The following is a 16935-nucleotide window of genomic DNA, read 5'->3' as shown; positions in this document are numbered from 1 at the left end:
GGGTGGGGTCAGGGGGTGGTGCGCAGCCGGTCGTCGAGTGCGGCCAGGTCCGGGACGAACCACACCTGGTCGTGCCGGTTCGACTCGGCCACCAGCGCGCGCAACGCGTCGCTGCGCTCCAGGTGGGCGGAGATGTCACCGACGATCGCCAGGCGCAGCCGGTAGTTGACGAACTTCTGCATCACGTCGCCGGCGAAGCGGGTGCCGAGCGTGAAGAAGTCGGGGTCGAGCCGCTCGGCCGGCACCGCGACCACAGTTGCGCCGAGGAACGCCGCGCCGATCAGGTCCAGCGCGTCGCGCTCGGTGGCGATCGGCGGGCCGTCCGGGTCGCAGACCAGCACCTGCTCGCCGGCGCGCTCCTGCATCAGGTCAGCCACGGCTGTGCTCCCCGCCGCCGAGCAGGCCGTTGCCGCCGTCGAGCACCCCGTCGAGCAGGCGCAGCAGGTCGGCGGTGGCGGTGAGATCGCCCAGGATCATGATGGTCATGCGGTGCCGCTCCTCGTCGTGGACCGTCTGCACGCGCAGCGGACGGTCCGGGTCGTGGTGGGTGTTCACACCGGCCAGCACCAGGGTGGCGAGCCGGTCGACGGCGGCCCGGTCGACGCCGTCGAGCCGCACGACGCTCGACACCTCCGCCGCCGGCACCGAGGGCGGCGCCGGCCGGCCGGTCAGCGCGTCCAGGTCCGCGCGGGTGATCCGGTACTGCTTGCCGATCCGCGTGGCCCGCAGCCGCCCGGAGCGGATGTAGCCGCGCACGGTGCGCACGTGCAGGCCGAGCAGGTCAGCGACCTGCTCCACCGAGTACATGTCGTTACTCATCGCACCCTATCTTAGCGATGATGGGGAACGATAGGTAATTTCACCGCCCGGCCATGTCTGCGCCACCCGGGCCGGGCATACTGCCCGCGTGCAGCCCCGTCACGGCTACCTCGACGCGCCCGCGCCGCTGGCGTTCGCCCACCGCGGCGGCGCGGCCGACGGCGACGAGAACACCGCCGCCGCGTTCGCCCGTGCCGTCGCCCTGGGTTACCGGTACGTGGAGACCGACGTGCACGCCACCGCCGACGGCGTACCGGTGGTCTTCCACGACCCGACGCTGCGCCGGGTCACCGGCGAGCCGGGTCGCATCGCGGATCTGCGCTGGGCCGACCTGGCCTCGGTACGCGTCGGCGGCGCTGCCCTGGTGCCCCGCCTGGACGAGGTGCTCGGCGCCTGGCCGCAGGTGCGGTTCAACATCGACGTGAAGTCCGACGGCGGCGTGGCGCCCACCGTCGCCACGGTCACCCGGGTCCGCGCGGGCGGGCGGGTGCTGCTCGCCTCGTTCAGCGACGCCCGGCTGGCCCGGCTGCGGGCGCTGGCCGGGCCGAAGGTCGCCACCAGCCTCGGTATGCGCGGCGTGGCCCGGCTGCGGCTGGCCTCGCTGCACGGACGGCCGCTACGGCTGCCCCCGTCGGTGGTGGCCGCGCAGGTGCCCGTCGCCTTCGGGCGGGTGCCGGTGGCCGATCGGCGGTTCCTCGCGTACTGCCACCGGATCGGGTTGCAGGTGCACGTCTGGACGATCGACGATCCCGCCCAGATGCACCACTTACTTGATCTTGGTGCGGATGGCATCATGACCGATCACGTCAGCGTGCTCCGTGACGTCTATCGCAGTCGCGGCCACTGGGCCGCCTGAGCCCCCGAGGACGACCCCCGATGGCCGATACGGTCACCCCCGCCGTCGCCGACCCCGCCGGACCGGGCAGCACCCGCCGCGAGCGCACCGGCTGGTACTTCTACGACTGGGCGAACTCCGCGTTCCAGACCACAGTCATCACGGTCTTCCTCGGGCCGTTCCTCACCACGGTCACCGAACTCGCCGCCGGTTGCGAGCTGGGCGCGGACAGCTGCGACGGCGCGGTGTACCCGCTGGGCATCAAGGTCGCCGCCGGCTCGTTCTACCCGTACCTGATCTCGCTGTCGGTCTTCCTCACCGTGTTCGTGCTGCCGGTGATCGGCGCGATCGCCGACCGGTCGGCGCACAAGAAGCGGCTGCTCGCCGCCGCGGCGTTCACCGGCGCCGGCGCGACAATCGCGTTCGCGTTCGTCACCGGCGAGCGCTACCTGCTCGGCGGCGCGCTGTTCCTGATCGCGAACATCTCCTTCGGCGCCGCCGTGGTCGTCTACAACTCGTTCCTGCCGCAACTCGGCGGTCCCGACGAGCGCGACGGCATCTCCAGCCGCGGCTGGGCCATCGGCTACCTCGGCGGCGGCCTGCTGCTCGCGCTGAACCTGGTCGCGGTCACCATGCTCAGCGAGGAGGGCAACGCCCAGCGCACGCTGGACCTGGCCCGCTGGTCGATCGTGTCCGCAGGCGTGTGGTGGGCCGCGTTCACCCTGGTGCCGCTGCGCTGGCTGCGGGAGCACCCGACCGAGGCGGCCCGCCGGGGCGGCAGCGGCGTCAACGTGCTCACCGACGGGTTCCGGCAGCTCGGGCGCACCCTGCGGGAGATCAAGACGTACCCGCTGACGCTGTACTTCCTGCTCGCGTTCCTGGTCTTCAACGACGGCATCCAGACCGTCATCACCCTCGCCAGCCAGTACGGCACCGAGGAGCTGCGGCTGGAGCAGAGCACGCTGATCGTGACGATCCTGCTGGTGCAGTTCCTCGCCTTCGGCGGCGCGCTCGCCCTCGGCGCGCTCGCCAAACGCATCGGTGCCTGGAAGACCGTGCTGCTGTCGCTGGTGCTCTGGACCGGTGTGATCATCGCCGCGTTCCGGCTGCCGGCCGAGGCGCCCGTGCCGTTCATGATCCTCGGCGGCTGCATCGGCCTGGTGCTCGGCGGCAGCCAGGCGCTGAGCCGGTCGCTGTTCAGCCAGCTCATCCCGGCCGGCAAGGAGGGCGAGTACTACGGCTTCTACGAGATCAGCGACAAGGGCACCAGCTGGCTCGGCCCGCTGGCGTTCGGCCTGGTCTTCCAGCTGACCTCGTCGTACCGGGTGGGCCTGGTGTCGCTGCTGATCTTCTTCGTGGTCGGCTTCGCGCTGCTGGCCGCCGTGCCGATGCGCCGGGCCATCATCGCCGCCGGGAACACCCCGCCCCGGGTGCTCTGACCCGCCGCGCCCCCGTGGATCATCGGGGGCCTGATCAGGCGGCGTCGATGGACTAGGCTGCCCCGACGTGACCGACGACGCCGCCCCCACCTGCCTGGCCCGCCCCTTGCCGGGGCCCGGCGACGACCGGGCCGCCGGCTGCGCCGCCGCCCGCGGCGTCGACGGCCGGCCGCTGCACGCCGCCGCGCTCAAGTTCTTCTGGGGGCCGATGGACTGCGGCAAGTCCACCATGGCGTTGCAGATGAACCACAACCACGCCCGGCAGGGCCGCCGCGGCCTGGTCACCACCCGCATCGACCGCTCGCTGGGCCCGCAGGTCACCACCCGCATCGGCCTGGCCCACGAGGCCGTCGAGGTCACCGACGACCTCGACCTGCGCGTCCTGGTCCGCGACGCGTGGGCCGAGGGGGTACGCGTGGACTACCTGATCTGCGACGAGGCCTCGTTCTACAACCTCGAACACATCGAGCAGATGGCCGAGCTGGTCGACCGGTTCGACGTCGACGTCTACGCCTTCGGCCTGGCGACCGACTTCCGCTCCTGCCTGTTCCCCGCGGCGCAGCGGCTGTTCGAACTGGCCGACGAGGTGGCCCGCATCCAGGTCGAGGTGCTGTGCTGGTGCGGCCGGGAAGGGCTGCTCAACGCCCGCGTGGTCGGCGGCCGGGTGGTCCGCGAGGGCGCACAGGTCGTCATCGGCGACACCGTGGACACCGCCGACGTGCGCTACCAGGTGCTGTGCCGGCGCCACTACCGCTCCGGGGACCTCGGCCCGCGTGCCTGAGCGTCAGAACGGATCTCCGCACACTCGCCAGCCGCCGCCCTCCGGCACCACAGGCAGCTCCCGCTCCTCGCTGCCGCCGCCGTCCCGGTTGATCCGCACGACCACCGTCCCGTGCGGCCGGCCCGATCGGGTCGCCACCGACACGTCGACGATCTCGTAGCCGCTGACCTGCGGAGGCGTCCGCACCCAACTGCCGAAGCCCGACTTGCTCCACCTGCCCCGGGCCTCGGCGCACAGCCGCTCGTACGCCGCGTCGGTGTCACCGGCCGCGACGTCGCGGAAGAACCCGTCGGCGGTCTCCCGCACCGGCCCGTCGGCCTGGAACACCACCTGCGCGTTCCACGCCGCCAGCCCGGCCACCCCGATCAGGCAGGTGCCCACGCCGAGACCGGCGATCAGCACGCCCGCGCGTAGCGGGCGGCGACGCCGGGCCGTGTGGTGCCACTCCCGCTGCCTGCCCATCACTGTCGACGGTAGGCAACCGGACGGTGACGCGCAGCCGGTTGCGACGCGCGCTCGTACCGGACAGCAAACGGCGGGCATCGGCGGCAGACTGTCCGCATGACAGCTCATGCCGACATCGCCATGATCAGTATCGACAGCTCCGACCCGGCCGCGCACGCCGCCTTCTACGCCAAGGCGCTGGGATGGGAGATAACCCACAGCGAGGCCGAGTACGCCATGATCGTCAAGGACGGCCCGGCGATCGGGTTCGGCCTGGTGCCCGGCTACACGCCGCCGGCGTGGCCGGACGAGAGCGGCGACAAGCGTTACCACCTGGACCTCTACGTCGACGACGTGGCGGTCGCGGAGAAGGACCTGGTGGCGGCCGGCGCGACCCGGCCCGAGTTCCAGCCCGGCGGCGAGCGGTGGACCGTGCTGCTCGACCCGATCGGGCAACCGTTCTGCCTCTGCCCCCGCCCCCAGGGCTGACCGGTCGGCGCAGCGGGCCGCAGTGCTCCGCGGCCCGCTGCGCGGCTGGTGGCGGTCAGCCGCGGCGGCGGGCCCGCGCCGCCCAGATCGCGTACGCCGGATCCCGGTCCAGGTTGTGCCGGTCCCGGTCGTAGCGGCGGGTGGTACGCGGATCGGCGTGCCCCATCGCGTCCTGCACGTCCTCCAGCGGCACCCCCTCGGAGCGGGCCGTGGTGGCGAACGCGTGACGCAGCGAGTGCGGCGACAACTTCGCCCACGCGGCGATCCCGGCCCGCTGCGCGAGGCGGCGCACCAGCCGGAACACGGCGTGCCGGTCCAACCGGCCGCCGGTGGCGGTGACCAGCAGCGGACCGGTCAGCTGCGGCACCGAGACACCCTGCGCGGCGGCCCGTACGGCCAGGTAGGCGTCGACCGCGTACGCGGTGCCCGGGGTGAGCGCGCGCCGGCGTACCTTGCCGCCCTTGCCGACGAAGCGGATGCTGCGGTGACCGCGTTCCGTGCCCAGGTCGGACACGTCCAGCGCGACCAGTTCCCCCACCCGCAGCCCCAGGTCGGCAAGCAGCGCGACGGCGGCCCGGTTGCGGGCGGCGGCCGGGCCGGTGTCGGCCTCGGCGGCGGCGATCAGCGCGTCGACCTCGTCGGGGGTCAGGCCGACGGTGGCGGAGTGGTCCCGGTCGACGCGCGGCCGGTCCGCCGCCGACACCGGGTTGGCGGGCACCGCGCCCAGCTTGACCAGGAAGTCGTACCAGCTCGACAGCGCGGACAGCCGGCGCGCGACGGTGGCCGGGGTGAGCGGACGGCCGGCGCGGCCGCGGGGTGTGGACTCCAGTTCCCGGCCGTAGGTGTTGACGTCGAGGAAGGTGGCCCGCAGCGGGTCGACGGCGTGTTCGGCGCACCACGTCAGCCATCCGGTGACGTCGCGGCGGTACGCGTCGCGGGTGTGCTCGGACAGCCGCCGGTTGCGCAGCCACGCCTCGGTGACGTCGGCCGGGCCGGCGGGCAGGGCGGCGGGGCGGGCGCGGGGCAGCACCTCGGGGCGAAGCATGTGAGAAAGGTTCTCAGCCGGCGGGGTGTTTGGCGACGAGGCGCGCTGACCGCCGGTACGCCGAAGCGGGGTCGGCCGGCGCTCCGGCCTCCCCCGCTTCGGGCGTGACGTGCTCAGGCGGTGGTGAGCTGACGGTGGCCGTTGCTCTCGGCGGGCGTGCTCACAGTGATCCGGCGCGGCTTGGCGCGCTCGGCGATCGGGATGCGCAGCGTCAGCACGCCGTTGTCGTAGCCGGCCTCCAGCCGGTCGGTGTCGAGCGTGTCGCCCAGGAACAGCTGCCGGGTGAACGTGCCCATCGGACGCTCGGCAGCGACCAGCTCCACGTTCTCGCCGGTGGGACGGCGGCGCTCGGCGCGGACGGTCAGCACGTTGCGCTCGACGGTGCAGTCGATGCTGTCCGGGTCCACGCCGGGCAGGTCGAACGCCGCGTAGAAGTGGTCACCGTCGCGGTACGCGTCGAGGTGCATCACGGCGGGCCGGGCGGTGGTGCCGAAGAACTGCTCGGCGATCCGGTCGATCTCGCGGAACGGGTCGGTACGCATCAACATGACTCTTGCCTCCTCGGTTCTCCTGACCCAAGGTCTCAAGTTGAGTCCGGGTGACTCAAGTTCCTGGTTCTGTTTTAGCGCGCCTGCGCCGCGTCGTCAACTCGTCCCGCGAGCGCCTTCTCGAACCAGTGCTGCGCGTACGGGCCGCTGGTGAACGCGGGGATCTCCCGGTAGCCGTGCCGGGCGTACAGGGCACGCGCCTCGACCAGGTCCGAGCGGGTGTCCAGCCGGATCCGCGTCGCCCTGCCGCCGGTCGCGTACGCCTCGATCGCGACGATCAGCGCCGCCCCGCCCCCGGCGCCCCGGTGCTCCGGGCGCACGTACACCCGGGTCAGCTCGGCCCAGTCCGGCTGCCACCTCAGCCCGGCGCACCCGGCGAGCCGGCCGTCGCGGCGGGCGAGCACCAGCAGCCCGGTGGGAGGGGCCAGGTCGTCGCTCGGGTCCTCGGCCAGCGCGGCGTCCACCTCGCCGGGCCGCTCCGGACGGCCGTACCAGCGGCGCACCATCTCCGCCATGTACTCGCGCAGCATCAGCGCCGCGTCCGGCCCGTCCGGGCGCACGACCTGCGTGCTCCAGCCCGTCACGGGCCGGTCCGCCAGTAGACGCCCTGCTCGCGGGTGAGCAGCATGTCGTCGATCAGGTAGCGGCGCAGCGTCACGTGGTCGGCGTCGCCGCCCTCGCACCAGCGGCGCAGCGCGTCGTCCACCTCCCGTTCCGGGTAGCGCCGCCCGGGTTCGAAGGTGCGTTCGGTGATGTGCTCCAGCAGCACGCGGCGGCGCCCCCGCTGCGCGGGCAGCCGGGTCAGCGCGCCGTCGCGCAGGAACGTGCGCAGGATCGTCTCGCGCGGGTTCGCGGTCGGCGCCGCCGGGGATGCCGCACCGGCCCGCGCGAACTCGCGCAGCCGCCCGGCGTCGACCCGCAGCCCGTCCCCGTCGTCGGTGAGCACCCCGGCGTCGGTGAGACGGCGGACGGCCACTGCGGCGTCGCGGGCGGGCAGGCCGGTACGGGCCACCACGGCCGGCACGTCCCGGGCGCCGAGCACGATCGCGGCGAACACGGTCCGGCGGCGCTCGTCGGCGAGCGCCCCGGCGAGGGCTTGAGCGGTCATGGCGGGCAGCCTGTCAGCAACCCGCCGGATCCGGCGAGGCGTTTTCCGGCCGCCGCTCCCCGGGTCGCCACGGCGGACGGCGGCCCGGCCGGTCCCCGACACCGACCGGCGCGACCGGTGCGTCCCGGCAGGTCAGGCCGCGAAGTCCACCTCGGCGGCCTCGACGGTGCCGGCGGTGCGCCCCGGAGCGGTCTGGAAACTCCAGTAGAGGTTGGTGTGGGCGATCACCTGCGCGGGCGGCGGCGCGCCGTAGGCGGACAGGTCTTCGGTGGTGTGCGCGTCGGCGACGAGCGTGGCGTCGTAGCCGCGGGTGAACGCCCCGTGCAGCGTCGACCTGATGCACGCGTCGGTCTGCGCGCCGGTCACGACCAGCCGGCCCACCCCGGCGGCGGCGAGCACCGGCTCCAGGTCGGTGTCCTCGAAGGAGTCGCCGTACGCCTTGTGCACGAGCGGCTCGTCGTCGCGGCGCGACAGCTCCGGCACGATCCGCCACTGCTCACTGTCGGGCGGCAGGTCGTCGCTGCGGTGCTGCACCCACACCACCGGGACGGCGGCGTCGCGGGCACGGTCGACCAGACCGGCGATGGTGGCGACCACGCGGTCACGGTCGTGGGCGCCGCCCACCACACCGTTCTGCACGTCGACGACGAGCAACGCGGTGTGCGGACGGTCGGTGAGCGTGGTCATGGCGACTCCTCGGGTGGTGACGGTCCCGGTCAACCTAGCCCCGGCCCCCGACACTCCCGGGCCGCGCTCACAGCCGCCGGTGCATCACGTGCAGCCCGACCCGTCCCCGCTCCGGGTGCGCGAACGCCTCCGGCACGGTGCCGATCACCGTGAAGCCGAGCCGCCGGTACAGTTCCACCGCCGCCGTGTTGGTCTCCACCACGGCGTTGAACTGCATCGCGGCGAAACCCTGCCGCCGGGCCCAGTCCAGCGCCTCCTCGCACAGCGCCCGGCCCACACCCCGGCCCCGGGCGTCCGCCGCGACCATGAAACTCGCCGTCGCCACGTGCGACCCCGGCCCGGGCCGGTTCGGGCCCATCTTCGCGGTGCCGCGCACCGCGCCGTCGCGGTCCACCGCGACCGAGGTACGCCCCGGCGGGCGCTCCACCCACACCTCGCGCACCGTCTCCGGCGGCCACCGCGGGTCGTACGGGAACGTGTCGGCGGCGGTGATGACGTCGGCGAGGATCGGCCGGACCTGGGCCCAGTCGGCGTCGGTGTAGTCACGAATCAGCATCGGCGCGCACGCTAGCCGCCGCCCCGGCCGTCCGGCCACCGGTTTCCGTCCACCCGGCCGAGGGCGGCGGGGCATCGGCGGACCACCCGCCGGGGCCATCATGGACGGGTGGCCGAATCAGTCGCCGACGTCGATCGGAGCGAGGCCGCCGCACCCGGTGGCCCGCCGCCCGCCGGTCCGCGTACCGCCGCGCCACTGGTGGTGGGCGCGGCCCTCACCGTCGTGCTGCTGTCGCTGGCCGGCCGCTACGGCTACCACCGCGACGAGCTGTACTTCCTGCTGTGCGGCCGGCACCTCGACTGGGGCTACGTCGACCAGGGGCCTCTCGTGCCGGCCCTGGCGCGGCTGGCCGACACGATCGCGCCGGGCAACCTGGTGGTGCTGCGTACCCCGTCGGCGTTCATCGGCGGCGCGGCGGTGGTCCTGGTCGCCGCGATCGCCCGGCAGTTCGGCGCCGGCCGCGTCGCCCAGACGGCCGCGGCGGTGCTCGCCGCCGCCTCGGGCATCGTGCTGGCCGGCGGCCACCTGCTCAGCACCACGAGCGTCGACCTGCTGGTGTGGCTGGCCGCCGCGCTGTGCGTGGTGCGGATGCTGCGCACCGGCGACACCCGGTGGGCGCTCGGCGCCGGGCTCGCACTCGGCGTCGGCCTGCTCAACAAGCCGCTGCCCGCGCTGCTCGGCGTGGGCCTGGTCGCCGGTCTGCTGATCGCCGGGCCGCGCCGGCTGCTGCGGGACCGGTGGGTGCTCGCCGGCGCGGGAATCGCCGCGCTGCTCGCCGTGCCGTACGCGGTGTGGCAGGCCGCGCACGGCTTCCCGCAGCTCGACGTCGCCGCGTCGATCGCCGAGGGCGACAGCTCCTACAGCGGCCGGATCGACGCGGTGGTGCTCCAGTTCCTGATCATCAGCCCGTTCGCGGTCCCGGTGTGGGTCGCCGGGCTGGTGGCGCTGCTGCGCCGACCGTCCTGGGCGGCGTACCGGTCGCTGGCCTGGGCGTGGCTGGTGGTGGTCGCGATCGTGGTGGCGGCCGGTGGCAAGGGCTACTACGACGCGCCGCTGCTGCTGGTGCTCACCGCCGCCGGGGTGGTGCCGGTCGTCGCGTGGGCGCAGCGGGGCGCGGCCCGGGGCCGGCAGGCGCTGCTGGTCACAGCCGCCGTGCTGATGGCGGCGAGCAGCGCGGTGCTGCTGCTGCCCACGCTGCCGGCCGACCGGCTGCCCGGGTTCGTGGTCGCTGTCAACTACGACGCGGGCGAGACCATCGGCTGGCCCGAGTTCGCCGACTCGGTGGCCGCCGTGCACCGCGCGCTGCCGCCGGCCGAGCGCGACCGGGCCGTGGTGTTGACCGGTAACTACGGCGAGGCCGGGGCGCTGGCCCGCTACGGTCCGGCCCGGGGCCTGCCCCGCGCGTACTCCGGGCACAACAGCATGGCCACGTTCGGCCGGCCGCCCGACGACGCCGACGTGGTGATCGTCGTCGGCTGGTCCCGGCCGGAGCCGCTGCGTGCCTGGTTCACCGAGGTCACCGAGGTGGGCCGGGTCGACCAGCGGGCCGACGTCGACAACGACGAGAACGGCGAGCCGATCTTCCTCGCCCGGGGCCTGCGGCGTCCGTGGTCACAGATCTGGGACACCGAGGTACGCCACGGCTCCTGAGATACTTGCCGCCATGCTCTGGGGAGTCAGCGGGCCGATCTTCCTCCTCGACTACCTCGGCGCGGTCGCCGTGGCAGTCGTGATCGCCGTGGCGGTACGCGAACTGACCGGCCGCCGTACCCGCGGTGCGACACCCGACCGGGTCGAGCTGGCGTACCTGACCGACCGGGCGCTGCTGGCCTGCCAGGTCGGGGTGGCCGCGCTGCGCCGCGCGGGCGGGGTCGACGTCGGCGAACTCGCCACCCTGCACGCGCAGGGACCGCCCCCGGCCGGTTCGCCCGCGCTGGTGCGCGCCCTGCACACCGCGCTGCGCCGCCCGCAGACCTGGGCGGCGGTGCTCGCCGATCCCGCAGTGGGCCGGGCGCTGCGCCGTACGGTCGGGCGGCTGGTCCGCGACGGCTGGCTGCTCACCCCCGGGCAGCGGCGGCGGATCGCGCTGGGCACGGTGCCGCTGTTCGCGGTCGCCGCGGTCGGACTGACCCGGCTGGTGGACAGCGCGGTCGAGGGGCGCTCGGCGGGCGGTCCGGCCTCGGTCGCCGGGCTGCTGCTGTGCTGCCTGGCCACCGCGCTGGGTGGCTGGTGGCTGACCGAGGTGCCGGAGACCGGCGCCGCCGCCCGCCGGTTGCTGCGGCGGCTGCGCCGCGAGCACGCCGACCTGGACCCGGAGCGCCGCCCGGTCTGGCAGGGCCGGGACACCGACACGCTGCTGACCGGGATGGCCCTGTTCGGCCCCCGGCCGCTGCTCGCCGTGGACCCGGCGTTCGCCGTACAGGTGGGCGTCGACCCGGAACGGGACCGCCCGCGCCCCGACCGCAAACCCGCCCGCCGCTGACCAGACCTCTCATTTCGGGTCGATCATGACGTTGACGGCGTTCCGTGTCCGGTTTGCCCGGCACAACGTCATGATCGACGGAGGGCAGGCAGGCCGGGGCGCCGGCCGGGTTTCCTTGTCTTGAGCGCCGGGAAGGCTCGGGCATGGCCGAGACATTCGTGAGCGAAGACCTGAAGACACTGCAGGCGATTGCGCGCGGGGCCGGGATACAGGAGGTCGACCGCCTGTCGCCGGACCAACTGGTCGAGGCGCTGCGCCGCGCCGGGGTGACCGACGGTACGCAGGACCAGTGGCCGCCCCAGCCGATCGAGGACCCGGCCCACCTGGCCGGGCTGCCCCGCAGCTCGCTGAAGCAGGGCGACGAGAGCACCGGCGGCCGGGCCGCCGAGGAGTCGATCGGCGCCATGCCCGGCGAGTCCGGCACGGAGATCAACGACCGAACCGAACGCTGACCGTACGCGAGGAAAGGGCCGCCCCCGGTGTTCCCGGGGGCGGCCCTCCACGCTCCACCGGACGCGGTCAGTGCATGCCGGCGGCGGCAGCCGCCTCCTCGCGGGCCCGGCGCTCGTCGCCGCTGAGCGTGTTCAGCGGCTTCTCCTTGATGAACAGCACGACGATCAGGGCGAGCAGCGCGAACGGCGCGCCGATGAGGAACATCTCCGACGTGGCGATGCCGTAGACGTCCTGCACGATCCGCAGCACCGGCTCCGGCAGGGCGGACAGGTCCGGCACCTCGGCCGAACCGCCGCCGGCCGCGATCGGCCCCAGCCGCTCGACGGTCAGCGAGGTCACCCGGTTCGCCAGGACCGCGCCGAGCGCGCTCACGCCGACCGCGCCGCCCATGCTGCGGAAGAACGTCAGCACCGAGGTGGCCGCGCCGAGTTCGGCGGCCGGTACGTCGTTCTGCGCGGCCAGCACCAGGTTCTGCAGAAGCATGCCCACGCCGACACCCAGCACCGCCATGTACACCGACAGCACCGGCACGCTCGTCTTCGCGTCGATGGTGCTCAGCAGCAGCATGCCGACCGTCATCACCGCGGCGCCGGCGACCAGGAACATCTTCCAGCGGCCGTACTTGGTGATCAGCTGACCCGCCACCGTCGAGGAGACCAGCAGGCCGAGGACCATCGGCAGGCTCATCAGGCCGGCCGCGGTCGGCGACTTGCCCAGCGAGGTCTGGAAGTACTGCGACAGGAACACGGTGCCGCCGAACATCGCCACGCCCACGAGGATGCTCGCGATCGTGGTGAGACTGACGGTGCGGTTACGGAAGATGCCGAGCGGGATGATCGGCTCCTCGGTGCGGGACTCGACGAACACGGCGAGCGCGAGCAGCGCCAGCCCGCCGCCGACCAGCAGCGCGGTCCAGCCGGACGCCCAGTCGAACTTGTTGCCCGCCAGCGACGACCAGATCAGCAGCGTGGACACGCCCGAGGTGATCAGGAGGGCGCCGAGCCAGTCGATGCGGACCTTGCGGCGCACCACCGGCAGGTGCAGCGTCTTCTGCAGCAGCGCGATGGACAGCAGGCTGAACGGCACCCCGATCAGGAAACACCAGCGCCAGCCGAGCCAGGACGTGTCGACCAGGACACCGCCGATCAGCGGACCGGCGATGGTGCCGACACCGAACACGGCGCCGAAGATGCCGGCGTACCGGCCCAGCTCCCGCGGCGGGATCATGGCGGCCATGACGATCGTGGCGAGCGCTGTCATGCCGCCCGCACCGATGCCCTGGATGACCCGGCTGAGCAGCAGCACCTCGACGTTCGGGGTGAACCCGGCGACCAGCGAACCGGCCACGAACAGGCCGAGGGACAGCTGGATGAGCAGCTTCTTGCTGTAGAGGTCGGCCATCTTGCCCCACAGCGGCACCGTCGCGGTCATCGCGAGAAGCTCGCTGGTGACGATCCATGTGTAGACGGTCTGGCTGCCGTCGAGGTCGGCGATGATCCGGGGCAGCGCGTTCGCCACCACCGTCGAGGCGAGGATCGCCACGAACATGCCGACCATCAGGCCGGACAACGCCTGGAGGACCTCCCGGCGTGACATCCGCGTACCCGTCTCGGCGGGCGGAACAGTGGCGGTGGTCATCGAACTCCTTGTCGTGTGCACGGGCGAGCGGCCGCGCGACGGCGGCGGCCGGTAGGAACGGCTCAGGCCGAGGCGTACGGATCGGGCAGGCCGGCGGCGACGGCGGCGAACGCCTCGGCGGTCAGTTCGCGCAGCGTCGTCGTGTCGGGTCGCTCGACCCACTGCATGAGGGCCGTGCGGAAGACCGCGCCGGCGACAGTGGTGACGAGCGTCGGGTGCCCGTGGCACGGGTCGACGCCCAGCCGGGCGGCCACCGCCGCGACGATCACCTGCTCGGTCTCGGCGTTGCCGCTGATCAGCCGCGGAAGAAGCGACGGGTTCGCCGCGATCACCCGCAGGCGCAGCAGCCACACCTCGCGGTTGGCCTCGACGGCCTCGACCACGTCGTCGAAGGCCAGCCGCAGCGCGTCGAACGCGGACAGCTCCGGCGGGGCGTCGACGATGCGGGCGGCAAGCACCTCGCGGTCGGTCGGCTGGTCGCCGAGCAGCGCCTCGTCCTTGCTGGGGAAGTAGTTGAAGAAGGTGCGCGCCGACACGTCGGCGGCCTCGCTGATCTCCTCCACCGTCACCTGGTCCAGGCCGCGTTCGGCGACCAGGCGCAGCGCGGCGGCGCTGAGGGCGGCGCGGGTCTGGCGCTTCTTGCGGTCACGCAGGCCGGGGCGGCTCTGATCCGGGGTCACGCGACGACACTACGAGCGATCTTGCAGACAGTGCAAACTTTTAGTGAGTGAAGTGACGGGCGCCGCACCGCACCGGCGCCGGAAAACGGGTTGAGAGCGGTTCCGGACGTCCCGTACGTTTCCCGCACTCCTGTCGCAGCGAAGAAGGACGACTCCGCGTGACCCCTCCTGCTCTCTAGAACCTGACACGTTCCCCACGCCTGTAGCCGGCCGTTGCGCGCCGGCTCCCCGGGCTGCCCTCGCGCGCCCGGCCACAGCGTCCGAGGCCGCGCGTGATCGGCCTCGCGTCAGGTCTTCAGAGATCAGGTCTCCATGTCATCCCAACCGCATATCGTGCTGCCCTGGGTCGTACGCCGGACCCGCCTTCCGCTGCTGTCGCTGCGCTGCGCCGTCTGCCGGGCCGAGTCGGCCACCGCCGCCAAGGGCCGGTTCCGCGTCAACGCCAACGGCAAGCTGCTGGACGTGTGGCTGCTCGTCCGGTGCGTGTCCTGCGACCGCACCGTCAAGCTCACCGTCCGCGAGCGGGCGACCGTCAGCTCGTTCGATCCCGCCGAGCTGCACGGCCACCACGTCAACGATCCCGCCCTGGTGGCGGCCACACTGCTGGATCCGGCGTTCGCCCGGCGCTGCCGCTTCACCCTGGACTGGACGGACGCGTGGACGCTGGACGCGCCCACGGTGCCGCTGGACCGGTGGCCGGTCCAGGTGGACGTCACCTTCGAGGATCCGGTGCCGGTACGCCCGGACCGGCTCATCGCTCGCCGGTTCGGCCTCACCCGGTCCGAGGTGCTGCGCCGGGTCAAGTGCGACATCCCGCTGAAGCGTCCGACGAGCACCGCCTTCACCTTCACCGTGCTGGCGGAGGACTGACCGGGGCGTGGTCGCGGCGGCACCCGGCCGCCGCGACCACGCATCACCCGCCGCTCGCCGTGGCGAGTTCGGCCTCGATCAGATCGGCGGCCCGGTCGGCGCCGCCGGCGGCGCGGGCCTGCCGCTTCAGCTGCGCACTACGCGCCACCACGGCGGGGTCCGCGGTGAGGGCGAGCAGCGTCTCGCGCAGCTCCGCGGCGGTGACGGTGGCCGAGTCGACGACCCGGGCGACGCCGAGGGATGCCAGCTGCTCGGCGTTCGCGAACTGGTCGGCCGCCTGCGGTACGGCGATCATCGGCGTTCCGCAGTAGAGACCTTCGCTGCTGCCGCCCATGCCGGCATGGGTGACGAAGGCATCCGCCTGCTCCAGTACGGCCAGCTGCGGCACCCACCGGTGCACCTCGACGCTGTCCGGAACGGGGCCGAACTCGGCGGGATCGACGTGCTTGCCGATCTGGAGAACCGTGTGCCAGCCGGGCAGGTCACCGAACGCGGCGATGCAACGGCGGTAGAACTCGGGCTGCCGGGTGAAAGCGGAGCCGAGCGAGACGAGCAGCACCTTGTCTGCGCGCGCCGGTCGTACCCAGGAACCCTGGTCGGAGCGGTCCCCCAGGACCGGGCCGACGAAGCTGTAGACCGACCGGTCCACCCGGTCGGCGTTCGGCTGGAGCGCCTCCGGCGGTAGGACAAGGCTGCGGACCGGCCGCCCCTGGAACGCCATGCTGTCGGTGACCGACGAACCCTCCGCGGTCAGCCACGCCGTGAACCGCCGGTAGTAGTCGGCGCCGCGCGGATCGGCCCGCATCGCCTCCACGGCGGGCGCCATGTCCTGCTCGTAGCCGTCCCAGGCCACGAACGTCGAGGAGAGCTGGACGGCTGGGATCCCCCACTGCTCGCCGAGCAGCCGGGCCGGCGCGCCGGCGATGTCGTAGAGGAACAGGTCCGGCCGGTCGTCGGCGTAGGCGGCCCGCAGCTGCGGCAGCATGGCGACGGCATCGTCGAGGAAGAGCGTGAGCTGCGCGATCGGGTCGTCGATGCCGGCGCCGCCGTCGGCGGGCAGGGCCGAGGCGTACGGCTTCAGCTCCGCGCCGGTGCGCCGGATGACCTCGGCGAAGGCGGGATCGTTGGCGTACGTGACCCGGTGACCGCGCCGCACGAGGGTGCGGATGATCTCCAGGCTCGGGTTGACGTGCCCGTGGAACGGGATGCTGACCATGGCGATGTGCGGCACGTGATCTCCTGATCTCTGCTGAGACGAGACGTCCCGTCTCGCGTGTCCAAGCAGAGCACGGCGCTGCTGCGCCCGTCAAGACGGTACGTCTCGTCTCGCTGTAGGCTCGTGGTGTGACCCCGCAGCCCACCCGCCGCAACGAGCAGTCCCGCCGCGCGATCCTCGCCGCCGCGCTGGAGCTGCTGGCCGAGACCGGCTATCCGGCCCTGACCGTCGAGGCGATCGCCGCCCGCGCCGGGGTCGGCAAGCAGACCATCTACCGCTGGTGGCGCGGCAAGGGCGCGGTCATCCTGGACGCGCTCGCCGACGACATGCCGGAGGTCATCGCCCTGCCCGACACCGGTGACCTGCGGGCCGATCTCCGTGAGGTGCTCCGGGCCACTGTCGCCGAGTTCGCCGATCCGCGGCTGTCCGCGACCACCCGTGCCGTCACCATCGAGACTCTCGCCGACGAGGAGCTGGCCGACCAGGCGCGCGACCGGCTGCTCCGCCCCCAGCTGAACGCCGTCCGCGTACGCCTGGAGGCCGCCCGCGAGGCCGGCCAGGTACGCCCCGACGCTCCCCTGGACCAGGTGGTGGAGCTGCTGTTCGGCCCGCTCTACCACCGCTGGCTGCTGCGCAACGGCCCGCTGACCGACGACTACGCCGACGGCATCGTCGACCTGGTCGTCGCCGCCGTCACCCCGTCAACGAGCACCCGCGGCTAGGGCCTGTCCTGTCGATCATGGAAGCCAGATGATGGCGGCGATGAGGATCAGGCTGGCTCGGTAGAGGGATGCGCGTTTGGCGTAGCGGGTGGCCAGGTCACGCCATTGCTTGAGTCGGTTGAA

Annotated in this window: 21 protein-coding genes and 1 pseudogene; 9 read left to right on the top strand and 13 right to left on the bottom strand. The window is 73.2% G+C overall.

The annotated features are described in order from the left end of the window. Positions 1–8: 8 nt before the first annotated feature. Complete coding sequence (locus tag ABD52_RS30520; RefSeq protein WP_013286333.1) at positions 9–377, bottom strand: DUF4180 domain-containing protein; 369 nt, start codon at positions 375–377, stop codon at positions 9–11. Continuing rightward, positions 370–819 (bottom strand): helix-turn-helix domain-containing protein, encoded by a 450-nt coding sequence (locus tag ABD52_RS30515; protein WP_013286332.1) that lies wholly within the window; start codon positions 817–819, stop codon positions 370–372. The genes ABD52_RS30520 and ABD52_RS30515 overlap by 8 nt, the downstream gene beginning before the upstream one ends. An 88-nt stretch (positions 820–907) precedes the next feature. Between ABD52_RS30515 and ABD52_RS30510 the strand changes: the two genes are divergently transcribed. The 3 genes from ABD52_RS30510 (at position 908) to ABD52_RS30500 (ending at position 3874) form a co-directional block, all read left to right on the top strand. Continuing rightward, the gene (locus ABD52_RS30510; RefSeq protein WP_047894039.1) at positions 908–1675 is read left to right on the top strand and encodes a glycerophosphodiester phosphodiesterase family protein; all 768 of its coding nucleotides are present in this window, start codon (positions 908–910) and stop codon (positions 1673–1675) included. 20 nt (positions 1676–1695) lie between these two features. Further along, the gene (locus ABD52_RS30505) at positions 1696–3093 is read left to right on the top strand and encodes an MFS transporter (RefSeq protein WP_013286330.1); all 1398 of its coding nucleotides are present in this window, start codon (positions 1696–1698) and stop codon (positions 3091–3093) included. A 106-nt stretch (positions 3094–3199) separates the two neighbouring features. Continuing rightward, entirely contained in the window at positions 3200–3874 is a 675-nt protein-coding gene (locus tag ABD52_RS30500) for a thymidine kinase (RefSeq protein ID WP_085983679.1), read from the top strand. 3 nt (positions 3875–3877) lie between these two features. On the opposite strand, the gene ABD52_RS30495 is transcribed toward ABD52_RS30500, so the two are convergent. Then, positions 3878–4336 (bottom strand): hypothetical protein, encoded by a 459-nt coding sequence (locus ABD52_RS30495; protein ID WP_047894038.1) that lies wholly within the window; start codon positions 4334–4336, stop codon positions 3878–3880. 99 nt (positions 4337–4435) lie between these two features. On the opposite strand from ABD52_RS30495, the gene ABD52_RS30490 reads away from it, so the two are divergent. Then, positions 4436–4807: a VOC family protein gene (locus ABD52_RS30490; protein ID WP_013286327.1), complete on the top strand. Its 372-nt coding sequence runs from the start codon at positions 4436–4438 to the stop codon at positions 4805–4807. Positions 4808–4862: 55 nt separating this feature from the next. Here ABD52_RS30490 and ABD52_RS30485 read toward each other — a convergent pair whose 3' ends face one another. The 6 genes from ABD52_RS30485 to ABD52_RS30460 all read right to left on the bottom strand — a co-directional run bounded on the left by ABD52_RS30485 (position 4863) and on the right by ABD52_RS30460 (position 8751). After that, entirely contained in the window at positions 4863–5852 is a 990-nt protein-coding gene (locus ABD52_RS30485) for a tyrosine-type recombinase/integrase (protein ID WP_047894037.1), read from the bottom strand. 113 nt (positions 5853–5965) lie between these two features. After that, on the bottom strand, positions 5966–6400 hold the full coding sequence (locus tag ABD52_RS30480) for an Hsp20/alpha crystallin family protein (RefSeq protein ID WP_013286325.1): 435 nt from the start codon (positions 6398–6400) through the stop codon (positions 5966–5968). Between the two features lie 74 nt (positions 6401–6474). Then, positions 6475–6984 (bottom strand): GNAT family N-acetyltransferase, encoded by a 510-nt coding sequence (locus tag ABD52_RS30475; RefSeq protein WP_235437603.1) that lies wholly within the window; start codon positions 6982–6984, stop codon positions 6475–6477. After that, on the bottom strand, positions 6981–7508 hold the full coding sequence (locus ABD52_RS30470; protein WP_047894036.1) for a DUF2087 domain-containing protein: 528 nt from the start codon (positions 7506–7508) through the stop codon (positions 6981–6983). The genes ABD52_RS30475 and ABD52_RS30470 overlap by 4 nt, the downstream gene beginning before the upstream one ends. A gap of 132 nt (positions 7509–7640) precedes the next feature. Further along, complete coding sequence (locus tag ABD52_RS30465) at positions 7641–8195, bottom strand: isochorismatase family protein (protein ID WP_047894035.1); 555 nt, start codon at positions 8193–8195, stop codon at positions 7641–7643. Positions 8196–8262: 67 nt separating this feature from the next. Further along, on the bottom strand, positions 8263–8751 hold the full coding sequence (locus ABD52_RS30460) for a GNAT family N-acetyltransferase (protein ID WP_013286321.1): 489 nt from the start codon (positions 8749–8751) through the stop codon (positions 8263–8265). A gap of 108 nt (positions 8752–8859) precedes the next feature. Here ABD52_RS30460 and ABD52_RS30455 point away from each other — a divergent pair, with 108 nt between their 5' ends. The 3 genes from ABD52_RS30455 (at position 8860) to ABD52_RS30445 (ending at position 11685) form a co-directional block, all read left to right on the top strand. Beyond that, positions 8860–10401: a glycosyltransferase family 39 protein gene (locus ABD52_RS30455; protein ID WP_047894034.1), complete on the top strand. Its 1542-nt coding sequence runs from the start codon at positions 8860–8862 to the stop codon at positions 10399–10401. Between the two features lie 13 nt (positions 10402–10414). Then, entirely contained in the window at positions 10415–11233 is an 819-nt protein-coding gene (locus ABD52_RS30450; RefSeq protein ID WP_013286319.1) for a TIGR04222 domain-containing membrane protein, read from the top strand. Positions 11234–11376: 143 nt separating this feature from the next. After that, positions 11377–11685 carry a hypothetical protein gene (locus tag ABD52_RS30445; RefSeq protein WP_013286318.1) on the top strand — a complete coding sequence of 103 codons (309 nt, stop codon included), beginning with the start codon at positions 11377–11379 and terminating at the stop codon, positions 11683–11685. 67 nt (positions 11686–11752) lie between these two features. On the opposite strand, the gene ABD52_RS30440 is transcribed toward ABD52_RS30445, so the two are convergent. Together ABD52_RS30440 and ABD52_RS30435 are read right to left on the bottom strand one after the other, a co-directional pair. Then, positions 11753–13324 (bottom strand): MDR family MFS transporter, encoded by a 1572-nt coding sequence (locus ABD52_RS30440; protein ID WP_047894033.1) that lies wholly within the window; start codon positions 13322–13324, stop codon positions 11753–11755. A gap of 62 nt (positions 13325–13386) precedes the next feature. Then, entirely contained in the window at positions 13387–14004 is a 618-nt protein-coding gene (locus tag ABD52_RS30435; protein ID WP_047894032.1) for a TetR family transcriptional regulator, read from the bottom strand. Between the two features lie 333 nt (positions 14005–14337). On the opposite strand from ABD52_RS30435, the gene ABD52_RS30430 reads away from it, so the two are divergent. Next, positions 14338–14874, top strand: coding sequence for a DUF1062 domain-containing protein (locus ABD52_RS30430; protein WP_235437602.1), 537 nt, complete (start codon positions 14338–14340; stop codon positions 14872–14874). A gap of 43 nt (positions 14875–14917) precedes the next feature. Here ABD52_RS30430 and ABD52_RS30425 read toward each other — a convergent pair whose 3' ends face one another. Next, positions 14918–16105: a macrolide family glycosyltransferase gene (locus ABD52_RS30425; protein WP_047894031.1), complete on the bottom strand. Its 1188-nt coding sequence runs from the start codon at positions 16103–16105 to the stop codon at positions 14918–14920. Positions 16106–16218: 113 nt separating this feature from the next. Between ABD52_RS30425 and ABD52_RS30420 the strand changes: the two genes are divergently transcribed. Beyond that, on the top strand, positions 16219–16812 hold the full coding sequence (locus ABD52_RS30420; RefSeq protein ID WP_013286313.1) for a TetR/AcrR family transcriptional regulator: 594 nt from the start codon (positions 16219–16221) through the stop codon (positions 16810–16812). Between the two features lie 15 nt (positions 16813–16827). Here ABD52_RS30420 and ABD52_RS40350 read toward each other — a convergent pair. Next, positions 16828–16935, bottom strand: a pseudogene (locus ABD52_RS40350) (IS5/IS1182 family transposase); the annotation flags it as partial.

The organism is Micromonospora sp. RV43, from assembly GCF_001029515.1.
Lineage (GTDB): Bacteria > Actinomycetota > Actinomycetes > Mycobacteriales > Micromonosporaceae > Micromonospora > Micromonospora aurantiaca.
The sequence above is the reverse complement of the archived record's forward strand: the minus strand, read 5'-3'. Positions and strand labels throughout refer to the sequence as shown.

What these genes read in the sequence shown, in the direction of transcription:
- ABD52_RS30515 (WP_013286332.1), bottom strand. Translation starts at nt 819, where the DNA reads ATGAGTAACGACATGTACTCGGTGGAGCAGGTCGCTGACCTGCTCGGC.
- ABD52_RS30505 (WP_013286330.1), top strand. Translation starts at nt 1,696, where the DNA reads ATGGCCGATACGGTCACCCCCGCCGTCGCCGACCCCGCCGGACCGGGC.
- ABD52_RS30495 (WP_047894038.1), bottom strand. Translation starts at nt 4,336, where the DNA reads ATGGGCAGGCAGCGGGAGTGGCACCACACGGCCCGGCGTCGCCGCCCG.
- ABD52_RS30490 (WP_013286327.1), top strand. Translation starts at nt 4,436, where the DNA reads ATGACAGCTCATGCCGACATCGCCATGATCAGTATCGACAGCTCCGAC.
- ABD52_RS30485 (WP_047894037.1), bottom strand. Translation starts at nt 5,852, where the DNA reads ATGCTTCGCCCCGAGGTGCTGCCCCGCGCCCGCCCCGCCGCCCTGCCC.
- ABD52_RS30480 (WP_013286325.1), bottom strand. Translation starts at nt 6,400, where the DNA reads ATGTTGATGCGTACCGACCCGTTCCGCGAGATCGACCGGATCGCCGAG.
- ABD52_RS30470 (WP_047894036.1), bottom strand. Translation starts at nt 7,508, where the DNA reads ATGACCGCTCAAGCCCTCGCCGGGGCGCTCGCCGACGAGCGCCGCCGG.
- ABD52_RS30465 (WP_047894035.1), bottom strand. Translation starts at nt 8,195, where the DNA reads ATGACCACGCTCACCGACCGTCCGCACACCGCGTTGCTCGTCGTCGAC.
- ABD52_RS30460 (WP_013286321.1), bottom strand. Translation starts at nt 8,751, where the DNA reads ATGCTGATTCGTGACTACACCGACGCCGACTGGGCCCAGGTCCGGCCG.
- ABD52_RS30450 (WP_013286319.1), top strand. Translation starts at nt 10,415, where the DNA reads ATGCTCTGGGGAGTCAGCGGGCCGATCTTCCTCCTCGACTACCTCGGC.
- ABD52_RS30445 (WP_013286318.1), top strand. Translation starts at nt 11,377, where the DNA reads ATGGCCGAGACATTCGTGAGCGAAGACCTGAAGACACTGCAGGCGATT.
- ABD52_RS30440 (WP_047894033.1), bottom strand. Translation starts at nt 13,324, where the DNA reads ATGACCACCGCCACTGTTCCGCCCGCCGAGACGGGTACGCGGATGTCA.